Genomic DNA, 23,450 nt, shown 5'->3' with positions numbered 1-23,450 from the left:
TGTATCTACTGCGAAGCGAATGGCAAAAACTATGAGCGGACAAATTCCCGTGACCCCGTCGGCAGACGGCATCGCGGCCTCTGCAAAAGCGGCGAAAAAGGGCAGGGGCCTGCCCCCGGTGCACAAGTGGAATCCGCCGTTTTGTGGCGATCTGGACATGCGGATCGCCCGTGACGGCACCTGGTTCTACCTTGGAACGCCGATTGGGCGGTTTGAATTGGTGCGGCTTTTTTCCTCGATTCTGCGCAAGGACATGGATGATTATTTTCTGGTCACTCCGGTCGAAAAGGTCGGCATCACGGTCGAAGACGCGCCATTTGTGGCCGTGGGCTTTGCCGTGCAGGGGCAAGGTGAGTCGCAGGTTCTGACCTTTGAGACCCATGTGGGCGATGTTGCCGAGGCGGGGCCAGAGCATCCTATCCGTGTGGAACGGGACCCGGAAACCGGTGAGCCGTCACCCTATGTCCTGATCCGTGCCAACCTTGAGGCGCTGATCGACCGCAAGAGTTTCTACCGGCTGGTCGATCTGGGAACCCATCATGACGGATGGTTCGGCGTCTGGTCCGGCGGGCAGTTCTTTCCGATCATTCCCTCCGGGGAATTGCCCGGCTGAACGGCGCCGGGCGGTGGGAACCGGCGATCCGTCAGTCCCCCAGCTTGGCGTGGACCTCGTCCAGATCAATTTCACCGATGGGCATCTTGTTGCCCGGGTTGTCGAAGTCGTATTTGAACAGGTCGAAATCGCGGCCGTAGATTTCCTTGACCAGATGCATCGACAGATCGTCGAAGTAATCCTCGACCGGGTGCAGGCGTTTCGGTCCGTGGCCCTCGGATTCGTTGAAACGGGGGATGGCGGACAGGTCGACGGGATGCGGCGTTGTGATGCTGTTCAGCACCTGCTGCATGCCTTCGTTGAATTTTTCGGTCCAGAAGATGCCGTCATAGCGCCCGCCGTTCACGATGAAGGTGCTGATATGCCCCGACATGCCAGACCAGTGAATGTCCGGCTCCATCGGGCGGCGCCAGCGGATGGTGTCCCGCGCGAACAGCAGAAAGCGGCGGAAACTGCGGACCTGATCGAACTCGAATCCGCTCTCGGGCTCGCCCACCTCGATCCCGTATTTCTGCATCAGGAGCGGGACAAGGTTGCCGCGATAGCGTTTTCCGTTACGCTGGATGCCGCAGATCTTGTCGAAGAAACTGGACAACACGCGTGAATACGGGTTGCGCACCATGGAAAAGGCATAGGCCGAATGGGTTTTGACGTTGGCGCGGATCGCAGCCTGGCTGTCCTCCTGCGCCCATTTGTGCAGGCCTTGCTTTGAATCGTGGATGTCCCCGTCAAAGAACTGTCCGTGATCCGAGTAGTAGAGAATCTGCCCGATCGTCGAACAGGCGCATTTCGGCACCACGCGGTAGACCACGCTTTCGCTCTCGGTCATCCAGGTTCCCGGAAATCCCATGTTCAGTGCCTCTTTCTGGTCTGGCCTGCATTGCGTCGTGCACGGGAAAAAATTCCCACCGCTGCAGGTTTATTCAACCGAAATTCATGACTATCAACATAAACAATCGGGCGAAAATGGGGCGATTGGTTACCTGAATGGCAAAAATTGCCTTCATCCTTCTGTGTCACAAGGATCCTGACGCCATCATCAAGCAGGCGCAGAGCCTGACCGCCGTGGGCGATTACATCGCGATCCACTTTGACAAACGGTCGGGTGTGGCGGCGTTCGAAAAGATCAGGAAGGCGCTGAAGGACAATCCCCACGTGGTCTTTGCGCGGCGGATCAAGTGCGGCTGGGGCGAATGGAGCCTTGTGCGCGCCACCCTGAACGCTGTCGAGGCGGCGGTAGACGCCTTTCCGCGCGCCACCCATTTCTACATGGTGTCGGGCGACTGCATGGCGATCAAATCGGCGCAGTTCGCCCATTCCTTTCTGGACCAGCGCGACTGCGACTACATCGAAAGTTTTGACTACTTCCAGTCCGACTGGATCAAGACCGGCTGGAAGGCAGAGCGGCTGATCTATCGTCACTGGTTCAACGAACGCACGCAGAAAAGCTTGTTCTACTGGATGTTCGCGGCGCAAAAGCGGCTGGGCCTGACACGCAAGATCCCCGGCGACATGGAGGTGATGATCGGCAGCCAATGGTGGTGTCTGCGTCGGCGCACCATCGAATGGATCCTGGATTTCACCCGCAGGCGGCGTGACGTGGTGCGGTTCTTTTCGACCACATGGATCCCGGACGAGACCTATTTCCAGACCCTTGTGCGCCACATCGTGCCGGCGCATGAGATCGAATGCCGCACGCTGACCTTCCTGATGTTCACCGACTACGGAATGCCGGTGACGTTCTATAACGACCACTACGAAATGCTGCTGTCGCAGGACTATCTCTTTGCGCGCAAGATCAGCCCCGAGGCCGGTGACCTACGTCGCAGGCTGGGCGTGCTGTACGCCGCCGAGGGCGCGAAATTCCGGATTTCGAACGAGGGCCGCTCGCTGTTTCAGTTCCTGACAGAGCGGGGACGGACCGGACGCCGCTTTTCACCCCGCTTCTGGGAAACCGAAAGCTCGCTGGGGCGGGAACGCGAGTTGCTGATCGTGATCTGCAAGAAATGGCACGTGGCCAAGCGGCTGGTCGAACGGATCGGTCAGATGACCAACATTCCGGTGATCGAATACCTGTTCAACGAGGAAAGCTGCCCCTTGCCGGACCTTGGCGGGATCCAGTCGACCATGGGCAAACGCCACCGGCACCGACGCTCCCTGATGCGGATGCTGTATGACTACTACGGCAGCGACCGGCTGGTGATTTGCCTTGACCCCGGCAGTCTTGACCTGCTGGAGGATTTTGCGCGCGACCGGGCGATGACCCGGATGCTGGAGCTGGAGTGTCATTTTTCCGACGAGTACCTGATCGGGCACGCCGTGCGGTCGGGTCTTGCGGGGGACAGCACCCCGCGCGACACGCTATACCGGCTGTTGCCGACGGTCAGAAACGATCTGCTGCACGAAAGCGACCGGATCCGGGACGCGAAGTTCGACAATCATGGCAACATGCGTGAGATCGATCCGCGCGAGGCGCATGTGCATGCGTTGGCGGAATTCCTGTCCGTGCCCGAGGCGCAGGCGCGCGAAATCGTGGCGATCGATCACCTCTTTGCGGATTGATCCATTGTTTTGCGGATAGATGCCCCGTGCACGGTGTCTTTTTCACAAAGAGCAGGTAAGGCGGGGCAGGACCGGCGGGCGTACCGCCGGAGCGAACAGCGCAAGCAAGAGGGGCGTCATGGCCTATACCTACAATCCCGAGAACATCTTTGCGAAGATCCTCACCGGTGTGATCCCGAATAAAACGGTGCTGGAGACCGAGCATACGCTGGCTTTTCATGACATCTATCCGCAGGCTCCGCTGCATATCCTCGTGATCCCCAAGGGCGCCTACGTGAACTATGACCATTTTGCGCAAGAGGCATCAGACGCCGAGATCCTCGATTTCACGCGCGTCGTGGGCGAGGTGTGCAAGATGGAAGGGCTGGAGGCGGACGGGTTTCGCCTGATCTCTAACGCCGGGGAGGCCGGGGTTCAGGAAGTGCCGCACATGCACGTCCATATCCTTGCGGGGCGTGTTCTGGGCCGGATGCTGGCCAAGGCGTAATCCGGAGGCGCGCCTGCGGCGCACAGGTCCTCTCACCCCACAGCCTTTGGCTGCGGGTTTCGCGTTTGCGGGTATGTGACGCCATGACCGGGCCGGGGTTTGTCCCGTCGGGCTGCGTATTTCACAAAGAGAAGAAGTCAGGAGCGGCTTTTTTCCTCGTTGACGCTTGCATCGGGTGGAGAGGCCCGTGACAGCGAAAGGGGCGTTACGCTGACTTGCTGCTGGTCAGGGCGAGGAAGACATCTTCGAGGTCTGGCTGCTCTGTGCGCAATTCGCGGATGCGGATGCCAGCGGATTGCACTGCGGCAAGTACGTCTTCGGCGCGGGTTTCGTGAGCGCGGTAGGTGAGGGCGAGGCTGCCGTCGCTGCGGGTGTCGGTTTCGATCCCCGGGGCCTGCGGCGGTGTCACGACCGGTTCTTCGGGCATGATGACCATGGTGCGGGCATCCAGACGGCCAAGCAGATTGGCCGTGCTGTCCTGTGTCACCACGGTGCCGTGGTTGATGATGGCGATCTGGTCGCACATCTCCTCGGCCTCTTGGAGGTAGTGGGTGGTCAGTATGATGGTCATGCCACGTTCGCGGTTCAGCCTGCGCACGTTTTGCCAGAGCATCTGCCGCAACTCGATGTCGACGCCTGCGGTGGGTTCGTCCAGAACCAGAACCTGCGGGTGATGGACCAGCGCCTTGGCCAGCAGCAGGCGGCGCTGCATGCCGCCGGACAGGGTCCGGGCGTAGGCTTCTGCCTTGTCGGTCAGGCCGACCATTTCCAGGATTTCGTCGGTGCGGCGCTGTGACTTTGGCACGCCGTACAGGCCCGCTTGCACCTCGAGCGCGCCACGCGGGGTAAAGAATGGGTCGAGGTTCAGTTCCTGAGGCATGACGCCGATAGAGGCGCGGCTTTGTCGCGGATTGCGGTCCTGATCCCAGCCCCAGATATCGACCGAGCCGGCGGATTTGATGACCAGCCCGGCAAGGATGTTGATCAGCGTGGATTTGCCCGCGCCATTCGGGCCCAAGAGGCCGAACACGGATCCGGCAGGGACATCGAGATCGACGCCCTTCAGCGCCTGTTTGCCCCCTGCATAAGTCTTGGTCAGACCCTTGATGCGGATTGCCTGCGCTGTTGCGCCCCTGTCCAATGTCTTGCCCCCCTGCGCGGCTTTGGTCATAAGGCAGATAGGCCAGTGCATCGCGAAAGGGAACCAGATGACGACCCAGGCGCCCGAGACAAAGATTGTCGAGAGCTACCGCATTTCCTGTGACGGCGGCGAGGGAGCCCTTGGCCATCCGCGCGTCTGGCTGCAGATCCCGGCGGACACGGGCTATGTCGAATGCCCCTATTGCGACGCGAAATACATCCACAAGGATTTCGAAGGGAAGGCCTGAGCGGGCTGATCCTGACGATTGTGTGACCGCCCGCACCATGTCTGTGCGGCGGCGCGTCTTTGGTTGTGCGCTGCGCGGCCTTATCTTGTGGCAAACCTGAACAGGAGTTTGCCATGACGTTTCGACCTGTCCGCGCGCAGTCCCATGCGCAGCCCACGATGGAAGGGGCCGGGGTGCATCTGCACCGGGTCTTTGGCTTCGGTGATCCGGGCGAGACCGATCCCTTTCTGATGATGGATGATTTTCGCAATGATGACCCCGCGAAATACGCGCAGGGGTTTCCATGGCATCCGCATCGGGGGATCGAGACCATCACCTATGTCCTTGAGGGGGAGGTGACGCATGGCGACAGCCTTGGCAACGAGGGTGTGCTGGGTGCGGGTTCGGTACAGTGGATGACGGCCGGGTCGGGCATCCTGCACCAGGAGATGCCGCGCGGGAATGCCGCCGGGCAGATGCATGGTTTTCAGCTCTGGGCCAACCTGCCATCTTCGTTGAAGATGACGGCGCCGCGGTATCAGGACATTCAGGGCGCCGATATTCCGGTCATCACCGATGATGACGGCACGCGGGTGAAGATCATCACCGGAAATTTCTGGGGAAAGCGCCGTCCGGTGGACGGGATCGCCGCCGATCCTTTGTATCTGGACGTGTCGGTGCCGCCGGGGGTGACCAAGGTGCTGCCGGTGGATACGCGGACCAATGCCTTTGCCTATGTCTTTGCCGGGGCCGGGCGGTTTGCCGAGGCGTCGGACCCGATGGGCGTCCGCGTCGAGAAGGAGTTTGCCGGGCAGGAGGTGAATATCCGCGATATGTCGGGCAATCGGACGCTGGTGAAATTCGGCAACGGGGATGAGGTCAAGGTGACCGCCGGGCCGAAGGGGGTGCGGTTCCTGCTGGTGGCGGGCAAGCCGATTCAGGAGCCTGTGGCCTGGCACGGGCCGATCGTGATGAACACCCAATCAGAGCTGATGCAGGCCATGCGGGAGCTGCGCAACGGGACCTTTATCAAGCCCGCGCATTGAAGGGTGTCCACGCGTGGACAGCTTAGGGGGAATGCAGAATCAAGGGGTTACAGGGGCGAATTTACCGTTAGGTAACGCTTGAGCCCCTGAGATGAGGCCAATGCACGGTTGGTCACGACTTGCTTACCCTTCCGTGGCAGGCTGTTGAAATGACAGCCTGCTGCTATACCCTGCTGGCATGAGCGACCTTGGTCCCAAACCGCCAGCCCAGATTCCGGCGCCCGTCGCGGAACCGCGCGAATACAGCCGTGCGGAGCTGGCCAGCGACATGATCGTGCATCTGACAGCACTTGTGATGGCGCTGGCGGCGGTGCCGGTGCTGATCACGCTGACGGCGGTCTGGCGCGGCACGGCGGCAGAGATCGCCGCCGTTTCGATCTATGGCGGGACGCTGATCCTGATGCTGACGGCCTCCTTGCTGTATAACCACGTTGGCCGCCCGCATCTGACGCATATTCTGCGCCGGATCGACATGTCGGCCATCCACCTGAAAATCGCGGGCACCTATACGCCCTTTGCCATGCTGTCGGGCACCGGATGGGGCCTGTTGACGGCGGTCTGGGGCGCGGCGGCGGGGGCGGCGGCGATCACGCTGCTGAAACGCCGCCTGCCGGCCGGGCTGGCCGTGGTCATGTGCCTGTGCACCGGCTGGGCCGTGGTGGTGGGCGGGCAGGACATGCTGGCGGCGCTACCGCTGTCGGTCACGGTGCTGATGATCGTGGGCGGCGTGCTTTATTCGGTGGGGACGCCTTTCCTGTTGGCCTCGCGCCTGCGGTTTCACAACACCATTTGGCACACGCTGGTGGTGATCGCCTCCATCGTGTTTTTCGTGGCGGTCTTTCTGGTCGCGGCCAGCGTGCCTAGTGATGTGCTTGCCGTGCCGTGACCGGGGCGGGTGACCGCTCTGCCCGTGAGCGCCGGTCAAGACGTCGTGAGGATTTGCACAGGGCCCCCCGATAGTCGTGTTTTTGCTGTTCACCCTTTGACGGTTGGCGTCATGTAGGGGGTATGGACAGCGAAGCGTCACAACATTCCGGTCAGACCCGGCGCGGGCTGCTGAAACTGGGCTTTCTGGCCGCACTGGTGGCGGGCAGCGCCGGGGTTTCCGCGCTGCTGCGGCGGCGGAGCGGCGGCGATCTGGACCGGTTCGAGCCGGTGCCGGGGGTGCCGGGATTTCGCCGCCCGGTGTCTGGGCAGGCGTTGAGTGGCAACCCGATGTTGCTGGGGCTTGATGGCGATGGTGATGGCGGGGTGCGGCGGATGCCGCTGGACCTGTGCAGGGCGCTGTTCCCGGCCGACCGCCGCGCGGATCAGATCCCGGTTGCCTATTTCACCGATGCGCGTTGCGTGGTCTGCCGGGGGATGGAGCCGCTGATGACCGGGCTGCACGCCCGACCGGAGATCGCCATGCGCTGGCATGAATTGCCGCTGCTGGGACCGGTCTCCGTTCAGGCGGCGCGCGCCGCGCTGGCCGCCGGGTTGCAGGAGGCGTACCTGACGTTCCATGAGCGGCTGATGGGATCGCCCGTTCTGGCGACGCCGGATTACCTGCGCGAGCTTGCGGCGGAGGCGGGGATTGACGCGGGCCAGTTGCTGGAGGACATGCAGAGCCCCGCCGTGGATCGCCAGTTGCGGGAAACGGCAGAGCTTGCGCGGCGCTTTGGCTTTGTCGGGACGCCGGGTCTGGTGATCGGGTCAGTTGCGGTGCTTGGCCGTGTGGACAGGAACGGGATCGAACGGCTGATCGATCTTGCGCGTTCTGACCCCGGGTCATGCTGATGCAAAGGCTGGTCTTCGCGCGGGTCCTGCGGCATTGTCCGCCCGTCGCAGATAAGGGAAAGACGCCATGAGTTTCGGCAAGGGATGCCACCTGCACCTGATCGACGGATCAGCCTATATCTTTCGCGCTTTCCATGCGCTGCCGCCGCTGTCGCGCAAGTCTGACGGGCTGCCCATCGGGGCGGTCAGCGGGTTCTGCAACATGCTGCACCGCTATGTGGAGGGGAACACCGGCCCCGATGCGCCGACCCATGTGGCGGTGGTGTTTGACAAGGGTAGCCACACCTTTCGCAACGACATGTATGATCAGTACAAGGCCAACCGGGAGGCGATGCCGGAGGACCTGCGCCCGCAGATCCCGCTGACCCGTCGCGCGACAGAGGCGTTCAATATCGCCTGCAAGGAGATCGAGGGATTCGAGGCCGACGACATCATGGCGACGCTGGCCTGTCAGGCGCGCGAGGCCGGGGGGCGCGTCACGATCCTGTCGTCGGACAAGGACCTGATGCAGCTGGTCGGGGACGGCGTCGAGATGCTGGACCCGATGAAGAACAAGCGCATCGACCGCGACGGGGTGGTCGAGAAATTCGGCGTCGGCCCGGAGCGGGTGGTGGATGTGCAGGCTTTGGCGGGGGATTCGGTCGATAACGTGCCGGGCGCGCCGGGCATCGGGATCAAGACCGCCGCCCTGCTGATCAACGAGTTCGGGTCGCTTGAGGACCTGCTGGACCGCGCCGAAGAGATCAAGCAGCCCAAGCGCCGCCAGACCCTGATCGAAAAGCGCGACCAGATCGAACTGTCGAAACGGCTGGTCCAGCTGGATTGCGACATGGAGTTGCCCTTTACCCTGGACGATCTGGAGGTGAAGGAGCCGGAGCCCGAGGTTCTGCTGGGCTTTCTGACGGAAATGGAATTCCGCACCCTGACCAAGCGCATCGCCGATGGATTCGGGGTGGAGCCGCCGGCGATTCCGGACACCACGCCCGAGGGGGCCAATCCCCGGGACGAGGACCCGGACTGGCCCGCCATCGATCCCGACCGCTATGAAACCGTGGCGGATATGGCGGCGCTGGAGCGGTGGATCGCGCGGGCCAATGAGCGCGGGACCGTGGCCTTTGACACCGAAACCACCGGGTTGAACGAAATGACCTGCGATCTTGTCGGCATCTCGCTCTGCGTCGATCCGGGCACGGCCTGCTACATCCCGCTGATCCATCGCAAGGAAGCCGACGGTGAGGGGCTGTTCGGGTCGGATGAGCTGGCCGAGGGGCAGATCCCGCTGGAGCAGGCGCTGGCCGCGCTGAAGCCGCTGCTGGAGGATCCGGCGGTGATGAAGATCGGCCAGAACATGAAATACGACGCCAAGGTGATGGCGCGTTACGGGGTCCGGATCGCGCCGATCGACGACACCATGCTGATGTCCTACGCGATGAATTCGGGCCTGCACAATCACGGCATGGACGCGTTGTCGGAACGCTATCTGAGCCACAACCCGATCCCCATCAAGGAGATCATCGGCAGCGGCAAGAGCCAGATCACCTTTGACCGGGTGCCCATCGACAAGGCGACGCGCTATGCGGCGGAGGATGCGGATATCACCCTGCGGCTGGCGCGGGTGTTCAAGCCGCAACTGCATCAGGCGCGGGTGACGCGGGTTTACGAGGGGCTGGAACGGCCGCTGGTGCCGGTGCTGGCAGAGATGGAGATGACGGGCATCAAGGTGGACCGCGACGTGCTGAACAGCATGTCCAACGCCTTTGCCCAGAAGATGGTGCAGCTGGAGGAAGAGATTCACGAGCTGGCGGGGGAAAAGTTCAACGTCGGCTCGCCCGCGCAACTGGGCGAAATCCTGTTCGACAAGATGAGCCTTGAGGGCGGCAAGCGCGGCAAGAACGGCAAGTATTCCACCGGCGCGGATATCCTTGAGGATCTGGCGACGGAGCATGAACTGCCGCGCCGGGTGCTGGACTGGCGGCAGCTGTCCAAGCTGAAATCGACCTACACGGATGCTTTGCAGGAGCACATCAACCCCGACACCGGGCGGGTGCATACGTCTTATGTCCAGACCGGTGCGAACACCGGGCGTCTGGCGTCGACCGATCCGAACCTGCAGAACATTCCGGTGCGGTCAGAGGAAGGGCGGCGCATCCGGACGGCGTTTATCGCGCCCGAGGGGCATGTGCTGGTGTCGCTGGACTATAGCCAGATCGAGTTGCGGATTTTGGCGCAGATGGCCGATATCGACGCGCTGAAGCAGGCCTTCCGCGAGGGGCAGGACATTCACGCGATGACAGCAAGCGAGATGTTTAACGTGCCGCTGGACGAGATGACGCCGGATATCCGGCGGCAGGCCAAGGCGATCAACTTTGGTGTGATTTACGGGATTTCAGGCTTTGGTCTGGCGCGGAACCTGCGCATCCCGCGGGCCGAGGCGCAGGGGTTCATTGATCGGTACTTTGAACGCTTCCCCGGTATCCGCGCCTATATGGATGCCACTGTGGAATTCGCCAAGGAACACAAGCGGGTGGAGACGCTGTTCGGGCGGCAGATCCACACGCCCGAGATTGCCGCCAAGGGGCCGCGCGCGGGATTTGCCAAACGCGCCGCAATCAACGCGCCGATTCAGGGCACGGCGGCGGATATCATCCGGCGCGCGATGATCCGGATGCCGGAGGCCATCAAGGGGCTACCCGCCAAGATGCTGTTGCAGGTCCACGACGAACTGCTGTTCGAGGTGGAGGAAGGCGCGGTGGACGATCTGATCGGTGTCGCGCGCGGAATCATGGAAAACGCCTGCGATCCGGTGCTGCAACTGGACGTGCCGCTGGTCGTGGACGCCGGGAAAGGTGCCAACTGGGCCGAAGCGCACTGAAATGTCGGCCCGGCTCACCGGGCCGATAGGAACCGTTCAGAACATGCTAGCCGAGGGGGCCTGCACCAATCCGTGCCCCCGGTCGAGCGGATCCGTTCCCGGATCCAGCGGGGCGGTTGCTGCAGTGGCGCGCAGCCGCGCCTTGACCCCATCCGAGGTGGCGGGCAGGGGGGCGGCAGACAGCGCCTCCCACCAGAGCGCGGCCACACCGGCCACATGCGGACAGGCCATCGAGGTGCCATTGAGCGCCCGCAACCCGCCGCCGGACCGGGCAGACACGATGTTGACGCCCGGCGCGGCAAGCACCGGATTGGTGTTCGAGAAATTCGCCACCGTCAGCCCGCCTGCCCCCTCGGCCAGGGCCCCGACGGAAAACACGTCGAAGGCGGCCGCCGGGATGGAGGCGCTGACCTCGAAGTTCGGGTCAATCTGGCGACGGCTTTCATTGCCCGAGGCGGCGCAGACCACCGTCCCGCCGTCAAAGGCCGCCTGCGCGCGGAACATATCCATCAGGGCGTCGAACATGCGCAGGTTCATGCGGTAGGCCTCTAGCGCGATGGAGGTGGCCAGCAGCGGCGGGAAACCGTTCTGTTGCAGGCGTTCGCCCAACCCGGGGAAGTCGAAGCCAAGCGACATCGAGATCACCTTGGCATTTTCATCCGCGCACCAGCGCAGCGCCTGAAACAGCATTTCCGAACTGCCGGACCCATCGTTGCCCAGCACCTTGCCAATCAGCGCATCGGTGACGCCGCGCGCCACGCCGATCCGGGTGCCGTCCACGTCGCGGCCAAAGATGGTGCCCGCGCAATGGGTGCCGTGGCCGTTGCCGTCATGGATGCCATCGCCGGAAAAGTCATTGGTGTGCAGCGTGACCCCGGCGAAGGCCGGGTGCGCCTCATCGATGCCGGTGTCCAGAACGGCGACGCGCACGCCGCTGCCGGTGGCATTGGTATTCTCTGCGCCCACCGCCGTTATGCCCCATGTGGGGGTGGCGTCGGCTGCCCCGGCCTCTGGTTCGATCAGTTTGGTCGGCATGCTGCGCGCGATGACCCGGATCGATGGATCGCGGGCGGCATCGCGCAGGTCGCGGGGGTTCATCTCTTCGGTATCCAGTTGCGGAGCCGGCGGGACGACAGAGTGCGGTGTTTCCAGCGAAAAGGTGGTCGGGCCCCGAGTGGCGGCCCCGGCCATCGGGCCAGTGCGGAAAACATCGTTTCGGTCGCGCAGGATTATGAATTTGGACATTGCAATACTCCTGAAAAATGCGGTGCGGAAAGGCACCACAGATCAATTTATACACTTTTTGCGTGATTCTTGATAGGTTCGCGCAATTCACGGGGTTGGAGCCTCCTCCCCTTCGCCGGAGGTCTTTCGCGCGTCTCCGGCGAACCGGGCGGCGCAGCGGAACCCCCTGTGCCGGGCCGAAAAGCCGTCAGTCCAATTTGCCTTTGGGGGCCTGCACCACGCCGCGCCCGCAGTCGATGAAAGAGGCCTGCGGTGACAGCGGTTCGCGGGTTGCCTTGCCGATCAGCTTGGCCGCCAGCGCCTGCGGCGTGATGCGCGTGCGGTCCTTTCGCATCTTTTCGACCCAAAGCGCCGCGATCCCCGCCACATGGGCCAGCGCCATCGACGATCCGTTCAGCGTGCGCAAACCGCCGCCCAGCCCGGCCGAGATGATCCCCGCGCCGGGGGCGACCAATGCCGGGCCGGCGTTGGAAAAGGGCGCGGCCGCCAGCCCATCGTCCAGCGGCGTGCAGGCCCCCACCGCCAGAACTCCGCAGGCGCAGGCCGGGGCGACCGGGCCGGTTTCGTATTCGGGGGCGATGGTGCGCAGGGCGTCGTTGCCCACCGCGCCAAGGATCAGCGGCACCCGGTTGCAGCCGATCATCCGCAGGAGCATTTCGCAGATACGCAGGTTTCCGCGATAGGCATGGACCGCCGCCGAGGTGGCCAAGGCCTGTGGATAGCCCTCATTCACCAGCGCCTCGACCTGTGCGGGGGTGTCGAAACAGAGCGCAAAGCCAAGGATGTCGGCCTTGTTCTGGAGCGCCCAGAGCACGGCGTGCAGAAAGTCCTCTGACCGGCCACTGCCGTCATCGGCCAGTGCCTTGCCGATCAGCAGGTCCGTGACACCGCGCGCCACACCGATCCGGGTGCCGCCAAGGTCCCGGCCCAGCAGGGTGCCCGCCACATGGGTGCCGTGGCCGTTGGCATCGGCCACGCCGGTCCCGGCAAAATCCTTGGCCGTGATCTTGACGCCGTCAAAGGCCGGATGGGTCGCGTCGATCCCGGTGTCCAGCAGCGCCACGCGCACCCCCGCCCCGGAATACGGCGTCCAGTCTGCCCCGGTGGCATGCAGGCCCCAGCCCGGCACCGCATCGGAGGCGCGCAATTCGTCCATCGGCTGCGGGGTCAGCAGCCGGGTCGGCATGGCGGGCTGGATGGTCAGGAGGGTGCGGTCAGCCGAGGCGTCGCGCAGCTCGGCGGGCGACAGGTCTGCCACGTCGATCCGTGGGATGGCCCCGGCTTTCGGATCCTGCGGGGCGATCATGTCATTCAGGGGCACGGCAGGGCGACGCCAGTTTTCCGCCTTGTCGCGCAGGAGGATGTATCGGGTCATGTCGCGCTCCGGGGGCCCCTGCCCCTAGTCCAAAGGCTAGCGGGGCAGGGGGTGGAGCGGGAAGCGCGGCTTCGTGAAAACCGCGTGAAAACATCATGAACCGGCCGCCAGGCGGCCCCGCGGGGCCGGTGTTCCGGTCAGATCAGGCCCTGCTCGCGGAAAAGATCCGGCAGGCTTGCCTCTGGGCGCGGGCCCATGTGGCTGATGACCTCGCGTGCGGCACAGCTGCCCATGCGGGCGGCCAGTTCCATGTCCGCGCCGGTGGCCAGACCATAAAGGAACCCGGCGGCGAACTGGTCACCTGCGCCGGTGGCATCGACGGGCACGATCTTTTCCACGGCGACGTCGATGCGGGTGCCTTTGTGCAGGACGGACACGCCGTCGCCCGAGCGGGTGCAGACCACCAGCGGGCAAATCTCGCCCACGGCGCGCAGATCAGCCTCAAGGTCGTCGTTCTGGTAGAGCGAGCGGATCTCGGCCTCGTTGCCGATGACGAAATCCATCTCGTTCTCGATCAGGGTGAGGAAGTCGGCGCGGTGGCGTTCGACGCAGAACGGGTCGGAGATGGCGATGCCGGGCTTGCCGCCCGCCGCCTTGCAGGCGCGCGCGGCCTTGAGGAAGGCCTCTTTGCCCTTGTCCTTGTCGAAGAGATAGCCTTCGAGGAAGAGGATCTCGGCCTCGCCCGCCACGTCCTCGGACACGTCGTCGGTGCCCAGTTCGGCGGAGATGCCGAGGTAGGTGTTCATCGAACGCTCGCCGTCGGGCGAGACGAAGATCATGCTGCGCGAGGTGGGCAGCTCGCCGCCCGCGACAGGCGGGTTGACGAAATCGGTGCCGTCCTGCGCCATCGCATCGGCGTAAAAGCGGCCAAGCGCGTCGTCATGCACCCGGCCGATGAAGGCCGTGCGCAGACCAAGGTTGCCGATCCCGGCAAGGGTGTTGGCGACCGATCCGCCCGGCGCCTCGATCCGGCCTTCCATCGCGCCGTAGAGGGTTTCCGCGCGGTCGCGTTCGATCAGCTGCATGATGCCTTTCTGGATGCCCATGTGATCAAGGAAGGTATCCTCGGAGCGGGTCAGAACGTCGACGATGGCGTTGCCGATGCCGACAACCTGGTACTTCTTCATGTTGCCTTTTCCTCGTATGGGCAGAGATCGTTAATGATGCAGGCCTTGCACTTGGGTTTGCGCGCCACGCAGATATAGCGGCCGTGCAGGATCAGCCAGTGATGGGCGTGCTGCTGGAAATCGACGGGGATGTTGTCCTCGATCGCGCGTTCGACGGCGACGACATCCTTGCCCGGGCAGATGCCGGTGCGGTTGCCGATGCGAAAGATATGGGTGTCCACGGCCTGCGCCGGATAGTGCCACCACATGTTCAGCACCACATTGGCGGTCTTGCGTCCGACACCCGGCAGGCTTTCCAGCGCGGCGCGGGAATTCGGCACCTCGCCGCCATAGTCGTCCACAAGGATGCGCGCCATCTTGATGACGTTCTTGGCCTTGTTGCGGAACAGGCCGATGGTCTTGATGTGCTCGATCACGCCGTCTTCGCCAAGGGCGAGCATCTTTTCCGGCGTGTCGGCGATCTGGAACAGCTTTTCGGTGGCCTTGTTGACGCCCGCATCGGTCGCCTGCGCCGACAGCGCCACGGCAACGACCAGCGTGTAGGCGTTGGTGTGGTTCAACTCGCCCTTCGGTTCCGGCTCGGACTCCTGAAAGCGGGTGAAGATCTGCCGGATCGTATGATAATCAAGCTGCTTGGCCATGCGCCCCCCTATGCCCGCAACGCCCCCGTGCTGCAAGCCGGATGGGCGACGGTGCCAACCAGACCGCCGATCAGGTGGCCGAGGTTGTGCTGGGCGTCATCGGCGCCGACACGCCGCCGATCCGCATCCGCACCTCTGACTGGGCAGAGGATCTGACCCGCTTCAAGACCGGCACCGATCCCGACGGGCTGAAACAGCAGGAGATGGCGGTCAACCGCTTCCTTGGCGATCTGCACCCGCAGTAAACCGCAAGAATCGGGCTGCGCGTGGGTGTCTGCCTTGGGTATTGTAAGGCCAAAGGAGACACCGCCATGCCCAAGGACGACGAGCAGAGCTATCACTATCAGGTCATGGGCCGCGCCATCGAGGCCGTGGACCGCCTTGGCCCGCAGGCCACGCTGGAACAGATCGCAGCAGAGATGGGCATGAGTGCGGCGCATTTTCAGCGCCTGTTCAGCCAATGGGCCGGGGTCTCTCCCAAGCGGTATCAGCAATACCTTACGCTGGGCCATGCCAAGACGCTGCTGGCGAACCGGTTCACCACGCTGGAAACGGCCCATGCCACGGGCCTGTCCGGCGGCGGGCGGCTGCACGACCTGTTCCTGCGGTGGGAGGCGATGAGCCCCGGCGATTTCGCCAAGGGCGGGGCAGGCCTGACCATCTACTGGGGTTGGTTCGAAAGCCCCTTTGGCCCGGCGCTGGTCATGGGCACGGACAAGGGCATCTGCGGCATCGGTTTTTCGGCGGAATCCACCGAAGAGGCGGCGATGGAGGACCTTGTCAGCCGCTGGCCCAAGGCTGATTTCGTCGAGGACCCGATGCGTTTGCGCCCCTGGGTGCAGGCGGCTTTTGGGGTCAAGGCAGAGGGGCCGGTGCCGCTGTTCCTGATCGGCGCACCGTTTCAGATCAAGGTCTGGGAGGCGCTTCTGCAGATCCCTTCGGGCCATGTCACCACCTATTCCGAGATCGCCGAGTGCATCGACCACCCCAAGGCGGTGCGCGCGGTGGGCACCGCGGTGGGCCGCAACCCGATCAGCTACCTGATCCCCTGCCACCGCGCGCTGCGCAAATCGGGGGGACTGGGCGGATATCACTGGGGCATCCCGGTCAAACGCGCCATCCTGGCATGGGAGGCGGCCCGGCTGGAGGCCTGAGGCCGCAGAGCCTGCCTTGAAAGGCCAAGCCCCTGACAATACGTGCGGTTTCCCGCGCCACCCCCGACGCGCGCCGCGCGATCAGCGGAGCATCGCCGATTTTCACAGTGACACCACTGGGACTTGGCGCCATGTTATTGCATATCGACAGTGAAAGCCCCCAGGAAACGGGGGCAAACTTGAAAATGAGGCACATCATGATCCGGGCGAAATCCCCGATTCTTCTTGGCGCAGCGCTGGCCACCGGCCTTGCTGGCTGCACCACCGGTCCGCTTGTCAACGACACCGACCCCAACCGTCAGGCCAAGACCGGCGCCGTTGTCGGCGCGGTCGGCGGCGCGGTCGCCGGTCGTCTTCTGGGCGGCAACGACAAGGGTGAGCGCAACCGCGCCACCGTGGCGGGCGCGCTGGTCGGTGCGGGCCTTGGCGCGGCCATCGGCAACCAGCTGGACAAGCAGGAAGCGGAACTGCGTCAGCAGCTGGGCGACAGCGCGACGATCCGCAACACAGGTGACCGTCTGATCGTCACCATGCCGCAGGACATCCTGTTCGCCACCGACAGCTCTGAACTGCGTCCGACGCTGGTCTCTGACCTGCGCGACGTGGGCCAATCCCTGCTGGCCTACCCGAACACAACCGCACAGGTGATCGGCCACACCGACAGCGACGGCGACGCGGCCTACAACCTGAACCTCTCGCAGCGTCGGGCACAGGCCGTGGCCAATATCCTCTACTCCGAGGGTGTAAACCGCAGCCGCATCGCCGTGATCGGCCGTGGTGAGGATCAGCCCATCGCTTCCAACCTGACGCCCGAGGGCAAGGCCCAGAACCGCCGGGTCGAGATCGTGATCCTGCCCAACGCCTGACGGCAAGGGGCGCGCACATCGCCTGTGCGCCGGACAGATGCAAAACACCAAGCGCCGCGCCTTGTCGCGGCGCTTTTGCGTTGTAGGTCAGGGGTAAGGAAACAGGAGACGACGATGACCGATCTGACCCTCGTGGGGCTCTGCGGGTCGCTGCGGGCCGAGGCCAGCAACCGCAAGCTGCTGACCGAAGCCGCCCGGCTCTTTGCGCCCACGGATTACACCGAACTGAACCTGCGCTTTCCGCTGTTCGACGCCGATCTGAAACAGGCCGACGGCATTCCGGCGGTCGTGCAACAGGCCGCAGACCGCATCGCCACGGCGGATGCGGTGATCGTGACCACGCCGGAATACAACAAGGGCATCTCCGGGGTGCTGAAAAACGCGCTGGACTGGATCAGCCAGACCGAGGGCAACCCGTGGCGTGACAAACCCGTGGCGATCATGTCCGCAGCCGCGGGCCGGTCCGGGGGAGAGCGGGGGCAGAACATGCTGCGGCTCTGCATGAACCCGTTCCGCGCGCGCGTGCTGCCCGGGCCAGAGGTCATGCTGGCGCAAAGTCGCAAGGCCTTTGATGAAAACGGCCGTCTGCTGGACGAACGCGGCACCGGCTTGCTGCAGGAACTGATGGATGAGCTGCGTGCCGAGGCGTTGCGCGGGGGCAAGTGACCCCCCTGCGGCTTCTTCTCTTTTCAAATACCGCCGGGGGAGACGCGCGGTACGCGCGGCGGGGGCAGCGCCCCCTACGCCCGGTTGGAAATCTCGATCAGGTTGCCGTCCGGGTCGCGCAGATAGAGCGAGAGGATCGGTCCGCTTGCGCCAGTGCGCGGCACCGGCCCCTCCTCAATCGCAACGCCCTGCGCGTCCAGATGCGCCTGCCAGCGCGGCAGCGGCGTTTCGCTGAGAAAGCACAGATCAGCGGAGCCGGGGGTGGGGGTATGCGCCTTGGGTTCGAACTCGCGCCCCGCCTGATGCAGGTTGATCTTTTGTGCCCCGAATTTCAGCGCCCAGCGGGCAGGGCCGCTGGTGGGGGTAAATTGTTCGGCGGTCATGCCCAGCACCTCCGCGTAAAAAGCGCAGGTGCGGGCGATGTCCCTGATCGTCAGGACAAGGTGATCGAGCGACTGGACGGAGGGCGTCATGGCTGAAATAACTCCGCAAAAGACTGTCAGGGAGGGTGACATGACACAGGATGCAGGGCGCGCCATGCGTCGTCAAACCGATGTGCTGGACCCTGACCGGGCAACGGCGCTGAACGCGGCACTGGGTCGCCCCGGCAGTTTTGATCCCGGCGATGCGCTGCCGCCCTTTTTCCATCAGATCTATTTCTGGGAGGCGCAGCCGCCGCACGTTCTGGGCCGCGACGGCCATCCGCGCGTCGGCATCGGGCTGATCCCCGATCTGGGTCTGCCGCGCCGCATGTGGGCGGGCGGCGCGTTGCAGTTCCATGCACCCCTGCGCGCCGGGTATATGGCGGAAAAGGTGTCGCGCGTGGCCGATGTCACGCAAAAGACCGGGCGCAGCGGGCCCCTGGGGTTCGTGACGCTGGCGCATGAGATCTGGCAAGGCGGGCAGCTTTGCGTGACCGAACGGCAGGATCTGGTCTATCGAGAGGACCCGGACCCGCAAGCCCCGCGCCCGACCCCGCCGCAGGCCCGAACCGATGAAACGCTGTGCCGGGCATGGTCCTTCGATGCGACGCTGCTGTTCCGCTACTCGGCGCTGACCTTCAACGGTCACCGCATCCATTACGATCTGGACTATGCGAAATCGGTCGAAGGCTATGCCGGGTTGGTGGTGCATGGGCCGCTGCTGGCGCAGGGGCTGATGCTGATGGCGGCGGAAGAAGCGCCGGTCCGGGCCTTCCGGTTCCGCGCGACTGCCCCCGTGATGCACGATGAAACGGCAGAGCTGTGTCGCAGCGGGGCAGAGATGTGGGTGCGCGGTCCGGATGGCCGCCAATGCATGAGCGCAACCGTCGAGATATGAAAAAAGACCCCGGCGCTAACCGGGGTCTTGGTCACAATCACTGGTTAAAATCAGTGCAAATGGTGCGTCAGCAGCCTGTACCGCGGAGAACCACACGCACGGTCTTGAGCAAAACACGCAGGTCGTTGAGAAATGACAGTTGCTTCAGATAGGCAGTGTCGAAACCGGCGCGCTGGGCAAAGCTGCTCTCGTTGCGCACGGAGACCTGCCAGTAACCGGTGATTCCGGGGCGCAGCGCGTAATAGGCGGTGCCGGGATAGAGATCCTGTTGGCAGGGCATCATCGGACGCGGACCAACCAGCGCCATGTCCCCCCGCAGAACGTTCCAGAGCTGCGGCAGTTCGTCGATCGAGGTCTTGCGGATGACCCGGCCAACGGCGGTGATGCGCGGGTCATGGCGCAGTTTCTGACGGCGGTCCCATTCGGCGCGCGCCGCCGGGTTCCTGTCCAGATAGGCCTGCAGTTTCTTGTCGGCGTCCGGCACCATGCTGCGCAGTTTCCAGATGTAGAAACTGCGTCCGTTGCGGCCGATCCGCTTTTGGAAATAGAACGGCGAGTGGCCGTCGCGGGCAATGATCAAAGCAAAGACACTGACCAGCAGCAAAACCGGCAGGGCAGTCAGCAAAACAAGCAGGACATCAAGGCTCCGCTTGAAAACGTCGCGGTACAATGTGGGGCCACCATCGATGACGAGGCTATCGTCCACCAGGTTTTCCATTCGTGCCGACGGCAGAGGCCGGCGCAGGTGCATAGTCAAGATGATCTCCTACGGTCCATCGTTGACGAGAACATGCGGGAACGTCATCCACACCCAAGCCCGGCCACAATCATACCGTCCACGCAACTGCGTGTCCGTTTTTCACCGGGTCCCGGAGGACCCTGATCATGTATCCGAAGCTGGTTTCGTGCAGGCGGTGGCAGACGAACCGAATACTCCCAATTTAAAACACCAAGCCCCCTAGGTGCATAGCCGGGCTGAAATTAGGCAAAAAAATGACAAATCCAACCGACACCAGAGTTATGACTTCGCCGCGGCGGCCCGTCAACGTCCTGTTCGGGATACAATCTTTGGTGGAATCGGATTTGTTTTTTGTTCGCTCTAATACCGCATTTCCGGGCGTATTTCCTGGCAGGGATGGATCCCCCTTGGAACGGTTTATCCCAGGTTTCGATAGGGGGAGTCTGTTTCAATTGCTCCCCGCGAAAGGGGGTTGGCTCTTATAACGTGTTGGAAACAGTTAACCCTACGTCGCTCAAAGACTGTTTCCCGAGATTGCACAATTTGCGCCCTTTTGGCGGACCGAAACCCGAATTCCGGGCTTTCTCCCGTTCGAAAACGCCTCTCGGGAGCGGAAACCCGTCAGCGTGCGAAACAATTCCTGAGGACGGGTAGGGGCGGTCTGGCGGAATTTCGGACGCAGGTGTCGTTTGGCGTGGCCCGACGTGGGTGGCTTCGCGGGATCATTTTCTGAATGGTTGATGCAACAATTTAAGGGGGAATGGATGCGCTCACGAAATGTTTCAAGATTTAGCAAAACGCGAGGGGAATTCCTTTCTTACACCCGAATCGCAGCTAAATTGCGGCATCGATTCGCCGGTTTTGCCCGAAGTCTGCCTTGATTGGGCCCAGATTTGGCCTGGTGTGGCCTGAATGTGGCGGCCCGTCCGGGCTGCATGCAGTTGAAAGCGGACCCCCGCACGGATATGTCCATCCGGACGCTGCCACAGACAGGATCCACCCGTGACCAACCATCTCTACAAGGGCGATCTGCCCGACGATCTGGATTTGGGCCCGATTGTGGCCATAGATTGCGAGACCATGGGCCTGAACCCGCACCGCGACCGGCTGTGTGTGGTGCAACTGTCCGGTGGCGACGGAAATGCGCATCTGGTGCAGGTGGCCAAGGGCCAGACCAAGGCGCCGAACCTTGCGCGCCTGCTGACCGATCCGACGGTGCTGAAACTGTTCCACTTTGGCCGTTTCGACATCGCCGCCATGTATAATGCCTTTGGCGCGCTGACCGCACCGGTCTATTGCACCAAGATCGCCAGCCGCCTTGTCCGCACTTATACGGATCGCCACGGGCTGAAGGCGCTGACACAGGAATTGCTGGGTGTCGATATCTCGAAACAGCAGCAGTCCAGCGACTGGGGCGCGGAAACGCTCAGCCCTGCGCAATTGGAATATGCGGCCTCTGACGTTCTGTACCTGCACCAGATGCGGGACGTCCTGAACGGGATGCTGGAGCGCGAAGGCCGGACACAGATCGCGCAGAACTGTTTCGATTTCCTGCCGACGCGCGCGGTGCTGGACCTGCAGGGGTGGCCGGAAACGGACATCTTTGCCCATAGCTAAGCCGGGGGCGGCCATGCGGCGCGGAGACGGGCTTTATTCTCGGGTGATCGCCTGGCTGAAGATCCTTCTGCCATTGGCGGCGCTGACGATGCTGTCGACCCTCTTTCTGCTGTCGCGCTCTACCGAACCGTTGCAGAGCATGCCCTTTGTCGAAGCCCTGCAAAAAAGCGCAACCGGCCAACAGGTCTCTGCGCCGTATTTCGCGGGCACCACGAACAGCGGCGATGTATTGACGATGACCGCCCGCACCGCCCGCCCGGATCTGGAAGGCGGGATCAGCGCGGATGACCTTGCGGCGCGGATGCGTCTGACCGATGGCAGCGAGATCACGCTGGACGCCGCATTGGCAAAACTGCGGGATGGCCAGCAGACCGCGCATCTGTCAGGTGGCGTGCGGATCGAAAGCTCGCAGGGGTATATCATGACCACGGACGAGATGATTTCGCACTTCGACGCGGTGTCCGCCGAAAGCCTTGGACCGGTGCAGGGGCAGGGTCCGCTAGGCACCTTCGAAGCGGGGCGAATGCACATCACATCGACCGAGGCGGGGGATGACGTGCAAATGGTGTTTTCCGGCGGGGTGAAGTTGGTATATCAACCGCCAAAAGACGAAAGTGCTGCCGAATGATACGTTCACTGATTGCCGCCCTGACGCTGTTGATCCTGCCCGCGGCGCTGATGGCGCAACAGGGGGCGCAGGTCGCCTTTGGCGGGTTGCAGCAGGACACCCGCGCCCCGGTCGAGGTGACGGCCGATGCGCTGCAGGTGAACCAGACGGATGGCACCGCGCTTTATACTGGCAATGTGATTATCGCGCAGGGAGAGATGCGGCTGGCCGCGCCGCGCGTGCTGGTCGTCTATTCGGAAACCTCGCGCCGCATCAAGCGGCTGGAGGCGCGCGGCGGCGTCACGCTGGTCAGCGGCACAGAAGCGGCCGAAGCCAACAGCGCGGATTACGATATCGAGGCGGGCCAGGTGATCATGTCGGGCAATGTCCTGCTGACCCAGGGGCCCAGCGCGCTGACCTCGGAGCAGATGACCGTCAACCTGCGCGATGGCACGGCGCAGATGTCGGGTCGGGTGCGCACGGTGCTGCAGCCCTCCGAGGACAATCAATGAACGACGGTCCGCAGCTGACCGTGACCGACGGCAACAGCGGCCTTGAGGTCAACCACCTGCGCAAGAGCTATCGCAAGCGGGTGGTGATCCGGGACGTGTCGATGCGTCTGGACCGGGGCGAGGTCGTCGGCCTGCTGGGGCCGAACGGCTCTGGCAAGACCACATCCTTTTACGCCATCGCCGGTCTGGTGAACCCCGAAGGCGGCGAGGTGCTGATCGACGGGCGCGACGCCACCTATCTGCCGATGTACCGGCGCGCGCGCATGGGCATCGGCTATCTGCCGCAGGAAATGTCGATCTTTCGCGGCCTCAGCGTCGAGGACAACATCGGCGCGGTGCTCGATATCTCGGTGCGCAACGCGCACCACCGCCGCGAGCGTCTCGAAGAGTTGCTGGGTGAATTCAGCATCGAACACCTTCGCCGCGCCCCCGCGCTGGCCCTGTCAGGGGGAGAGCGGCGCCGGGTGGAAATCGCCCGCTGCCTTGCCGCCGATCCCAAGTACCTGCTGCTGGACGAACCCTTTGCCGGGGTCGATCCGATCAGCGTGGGCGACATCCGCCATCTGGTCGCGGATCTGAAAAACCGCGGCATCGGCGTGCTGATCACCGACCACAACGTGCGCGAGACGCTGGAGATCGTGGACCGCTGTTATATCCTGCACGACGGCAAGGTTCTGATGTCGGGCACCCCCGAAGAGGTGGTGCAGAACGAAAATGTGCGCCGCGTCTACCTTGGCGACAACTTCCGCTTTGGTTGATTGCACTCAAGAGGCTGCCTATCTCTGCCTGGGAACAGTTTGTCGCCATCTAACGCAGCGGAGGCTTCCGGTTTCGATTGACAGAGCACCGACTTTG

Annotated in this window: 25 protein-coding genes; 17 read left to right on the top strand and 8 right to left on the bottom strand. The window is 63.4% G+C overall.

The genetic code is table 11. The features are described from left to right. The first annotated feature begins 31 nt into the window (after positions 1-31). Positions 32-613: a DUF1285 domain-containing protein gene (locus tag ACTXGA_RS19015; RefSeq protein WP_443396191.1), complete on the top strand. Its 582-nt coding sequence runs from the start codon at positions 32-34 to the stop codon at positions 611-613. A 31-nt stretch (positions 614-644) separates the two neighbouring features. Here the strand turns inward: ACTXGA_RS19015 and ACTXGA_RS19010 are convergent, their stop codons facing one another. Next, positions 645-1,463, bottom strand: coding sequence for a sulfotransferase family protein (locus tag ACTXGA_RS19010; RefSeq protein ID WP_443396190.1), 819 nt, complete (start codon positions 1,461-1,463; stop codon positions 645-647). A gap of 137 nt (positions 1,464-1,600) precedes the next feature. Here ACTXGA_RS19010 and ACTXGA_RS19005 point away from each other — a divergent pair, with 137 nt between their 5' ends. Further along, positions 1,601-3,175, top strand: coding sequence for a DUF5928 domain-containing protein (locus ACTXGA_RS19005; protein WP_443396189.1), 1,575 nt, complete (start codon positions 1,601-1,603; stop codon positions 3,173-3,175). A gap of 118 nt (positions 3,176-3,293) precedes the next feature. Further along, complete coding sequence (locus ACTXGA_RS19000; protein ID WP_443396188.1) at positions 3,294-3,662, top strand: HIT domain-containing protein; 369 nt, start codon at positions 3,294-3,296, stop codon at positions 3,660-3,662. A 205-nt stretch (positions 3,663-3,867) separates the two neighbouring features. Here ACTXGA_RS19000 and ACTXGA_RS18995 read toward each other — a convergent pair whose 3' ends face one another. Beyond that, a complete protein-coding gene (locus tag ACTXGA_RS18995; protein ID WP_443396187.1) occupies positions 3,868-4,803 on the bottom strand; it encodes an ABC transporter ATP-binding protein in 936 nt (311 codons plus the stop codon). A 67-nt stretch (positions 4,804-4,870) separates the two neighbouring features. Here ACTXGA_RS18995 and ACTXGA_RS18990 point away from each other — a divergent pair, with 67 nt between their 5' ends. The 5 genes from ACTXGA_RS18990 to polA all read left to right on the top strand — a co-directional run bounded on the left by ACTXGA_RS18990 (position 4,871) and on the right by polA (position 10,726). Then, positions 4,871-5,050 (top strand): zinc-finger domain-containing protein, encoded by a 180-nt coding sequence (locus ACTXGA_RS18990; RefSeq protein ID WP_443396186.1) that lies wholly within the window; start codon positions 4,871-4,873, stop codon positions 5,048-5,050. A gap of 113 nt (positions 5,051-5,163) precedes the next feature. Next, positions 5,164-6,075: a pirin family protein gene (locus tag ACTXGA_RS18985; RefSeq protein WP_443396185.1), complete on the top strand. Its 912-nt coding sequence runs from the start codon at positions 5,164-5,166 to the stop codon at positions 6,073-6,075. 178 nt (positions 6,076-6,253) lie between these two features. Continuing rightward, on the top strand, positions 6,254-6,961 hold the full coding sequence (gene trhA / locus ACTXGA_RS18980; protein ID WP_443396184.1) for a PAQR family membrane homeostasis protein TrhA: 708 nt from the start codon (positions 6,254-6,256) through the stop codon (positions 6,959-6,961). Between the two features lie 122 nt (positions 6,962-7,083). Continuing rightward, a complete protein-coding gene (locus ACTXGA_RS18975; RefSeq protein WP_443396183.1) occupies positions 7,084-7,854 on the top strand; it encodes a DsbA family protein in 771 nt (256 codons plus the stop codon). Positions 7,855-7,921: 67 nt separating this feature from the next. Continuing rightward, positions 7,922-10,726 carry a DNA polymerase I gene (polA, locus tag ACTXGA_RS18970; protein WP_443396182.1) on the top strand — a complete coding sequence of 935 codons (2,805 nt, stop codon included), beginning with the start codon at positions 7,922-7,924 and terminating at the stop codon, positions 10,724-10,726. A 36-nt stretch (positions 10,727-10,762) separates the two neighbouring features. On the opposite strand, the gene ACTXGA_RS18965 is transcribed toward polA, so the two are convergent. The 4 genes from ACTXGA_RS18965 to nth form a co-directional block, all read right to left on the bottom strand. Beyond that, positions 10,763-11,971: a S8 family peptidase gene (locus tag ACTXGA_RS18965; protein WP_443396181.1), complete on the bottom strand. Its 1,209-nt coding sequence runs from the start codon at positions 11,969-11,971 to the stop codon at positions 10,763-10,765. A 187-nt stretch (positions 11,972-12,158) separates the two neighbouring features. Beyond that, positions 12,159-13,346, bottom strand: a complete 1,188-nt coding sequence (locus ACTXGA_RS18960) for a S8 family serine peptidase (RefSeq protein ID WP_443396180.1) — start codon at positions 13,344-13,346, stop codon at positions 12,159-12,161. Positions 13,347-13,483: 137 nt separating this feature from the next. After that, positions 13,484-14,473: an adenosine kinase gene (locus ACTXGA_RS18955; RefSeq protein ID WP_443396179.1), complete on the bottom strand. Its 990-nt coding sequence runs from the start codon at positions 14,471-14,473 to the stop codon at positions 13,484-13,486. Then, on the bottom strand, positions 14,470-15,114 hold the full coding sequence (nth, locus tag ACTXGA_RS18950) for an endonuclease III (RefSeq protein ID WP_443396178.1): 645 nt from the start codon (positions 15,112-15,114) through the stop codon (positions 14,470-14,472). The genes ACTXGA_RS18955 and nth overlap by 4 nt, the downstream gene beginning before the upstream one ends. 41 nt (positions 15,115-15,155) lie before the next feature. Between nth and ACTXGA_RS18945 the strand changes: the two genes are divergently transcribed. From ACTXGA_RS18945 to ACTXGA_RS18930, 4 genes are all read left to right on the top strand, one after another. Then, positions 15,156-15,359: a hypothetical protein gene (locus ACTXGA_RS18945; protein ID WP_443396177.1), complete on the top strand. Its 204-nt coding sequence runs from the start codon at positions 15,156-15,158 to the stop codon at positions 15,357-15,359. 66 nt (positions 15,360-15,425) lie between these two features. Beyond that, positions 15,426-16,268, top strand: coding sequence for a methylated-DNA--[protein]-cysteine S-methyltransferase (locus ACTXGA_RS18940; RefSeq protein ID WP_443396176.1), 843 nt, complete (start codon positions 15,426-15,428; stop codon positions 16,266-16,268). A gap of 197 nt (positions 16,269-16,465) precedes the next feature. Then, on the top strand, positions 16,466-17,134 hold the full coding sequence (locus tag ACTXGA_RS18935; RefSeq protein WP_443396175.1) for a YiaD family glycine zipper/OmpA-like lipoprotein: 669 nt from the start codon (positions 16,466-16,468) through the stop codon (positions 17,132-17,134). Positions 17,135-17,248: 114 nt separating this feature from the next. Further along, positions 17,249-17,800, top strand: a complete 552-nt coding sequence (locus tag ACTXGA_RS18930) for an NADPH-dependent FMN reductase (protein WP_443396174.1) — start codon at positions 17,249-17,251, stop codon at positions 17,798-17,800. Positions 17,801-17,874: 74 nt separating this feature from the next. Here the strand turns inward: ACTXGA_RS18930 and ACTXGA_RS18925 are convergent, their stop codons facing one another. Beyond that, on the bottom strand, positions 17,875-18,273 hold the full coding sequence (locus ACTXGA_RS18925; RefSeq protein ID WP_443396173.1) for a VOC family protein: 399 nt from the start codon (positions 18,271-18,273) through the stop codon (positions 17,875-17,877). A 40-nt stretch (positions 18,274-18,313) separates the two neighbouring features. On the opposite strand from ACTXGA_RS18925, the gene ACTXGA_RS18920 reads away from it, so the two are divergent. Then, positions 18,314-19,120: an HTD2 family dehydratase gene (locus ACTXGA_RS18920; protein WP_443396172.1), complete on the top strand. Its 807-nt coding sequence runs from the start codon at positions 18,314-18,316 to the stop codon at positions 19,118-19,120. Between the two features lie 67 nt (positions 19,121-19,187). Here ACTXGA_RS18920 and ACTXGA_RS18915 read toward each other — a convergent pair whose 3' ends face one another. Continuing rightward, a complete protein-coding gene (locus tag ACTXGA_RS18915; protein WP_443396235.1) occupies positions 19,188-19,838 on the bottom strand; it encodes a sugar transferase in 651 nt (216 codons plus the stop codon). A gap of 1,023 nt (positions 19,839-20,861) precedes the next feature. Here ACTXGA_RS18915 and ACTXGA_RS18910 point away from each other — a divergent pair. Genes ACTXGA_RS18910 through lptB form a run of 4 tightly spaced genes read left to right on the top strand, consistent with a single transcriptional unit; the run spans position 20,862 to position 23,353 of the window. Next, positions 20,862-21,476, top strand: coding sequence for a ribonuclease D (locus tag ACTXGA_RS18910; protein WP_443396171.1), 615 nt, complete (start codon positions 20,862-20,864; stop codon positions 21,474-21,476). 13 nt (positions 21,477-21,489) lie between these two features. Beyond that, positions 21,490-22,104 (top strand): LPS export ABC transporter periplasmic protein LptC, encoded by a 615-nt coding sequence (gene lptC / locus ACTXGA_RS18905; protein WP_443396170.1) that lies wholly within the window; start codon positions 21,490-21,492, stop codon positions 22,102-22,104. Then, on the top strand, positions 22,101-22,595 hold the full coding sequence (locus ACTXGA_RS18900; protein ID WP_443396169.1) for an LptA/OstA family protein: 495 nt from the start codon (positions 22,101-22,103) through the stop codon (positions 22,593-22,595). Before lptC ends, ACTXGA_RS18900 begins: the two co-directional genes overlap by 4 nt. Further along, positions 22,592-23,353, top strand: coding sequence for an LPS export ABC transporter ATP-binding protein (gene lptB / locus ACTXGA_RS18895; RefSeq protein WP_443396168.1), 762 nt, complete (start codon positions 22,592-22,594; stop codon positions 23,351-23,353). Before ACTXGA_RS18900 ends, lptB begins: the two co-directional genes overlap by 4 nt. Positions 23,354-23,450 lie beyond the last annotated feature (97 nt).

The organism is Antarctobacter jejuensis (genome assembly GCF_052266595.1).
Lineage (GTDB): Bacteria > Pseudomonadota > Alphaproteobacteria > Rhodobacterales > Rhodobacteraceae > Antarctobacter > Antarctobacter jejuensis.
This window is presented reverse-complemented; position numbering and strand designations above follow the sequence as displayed.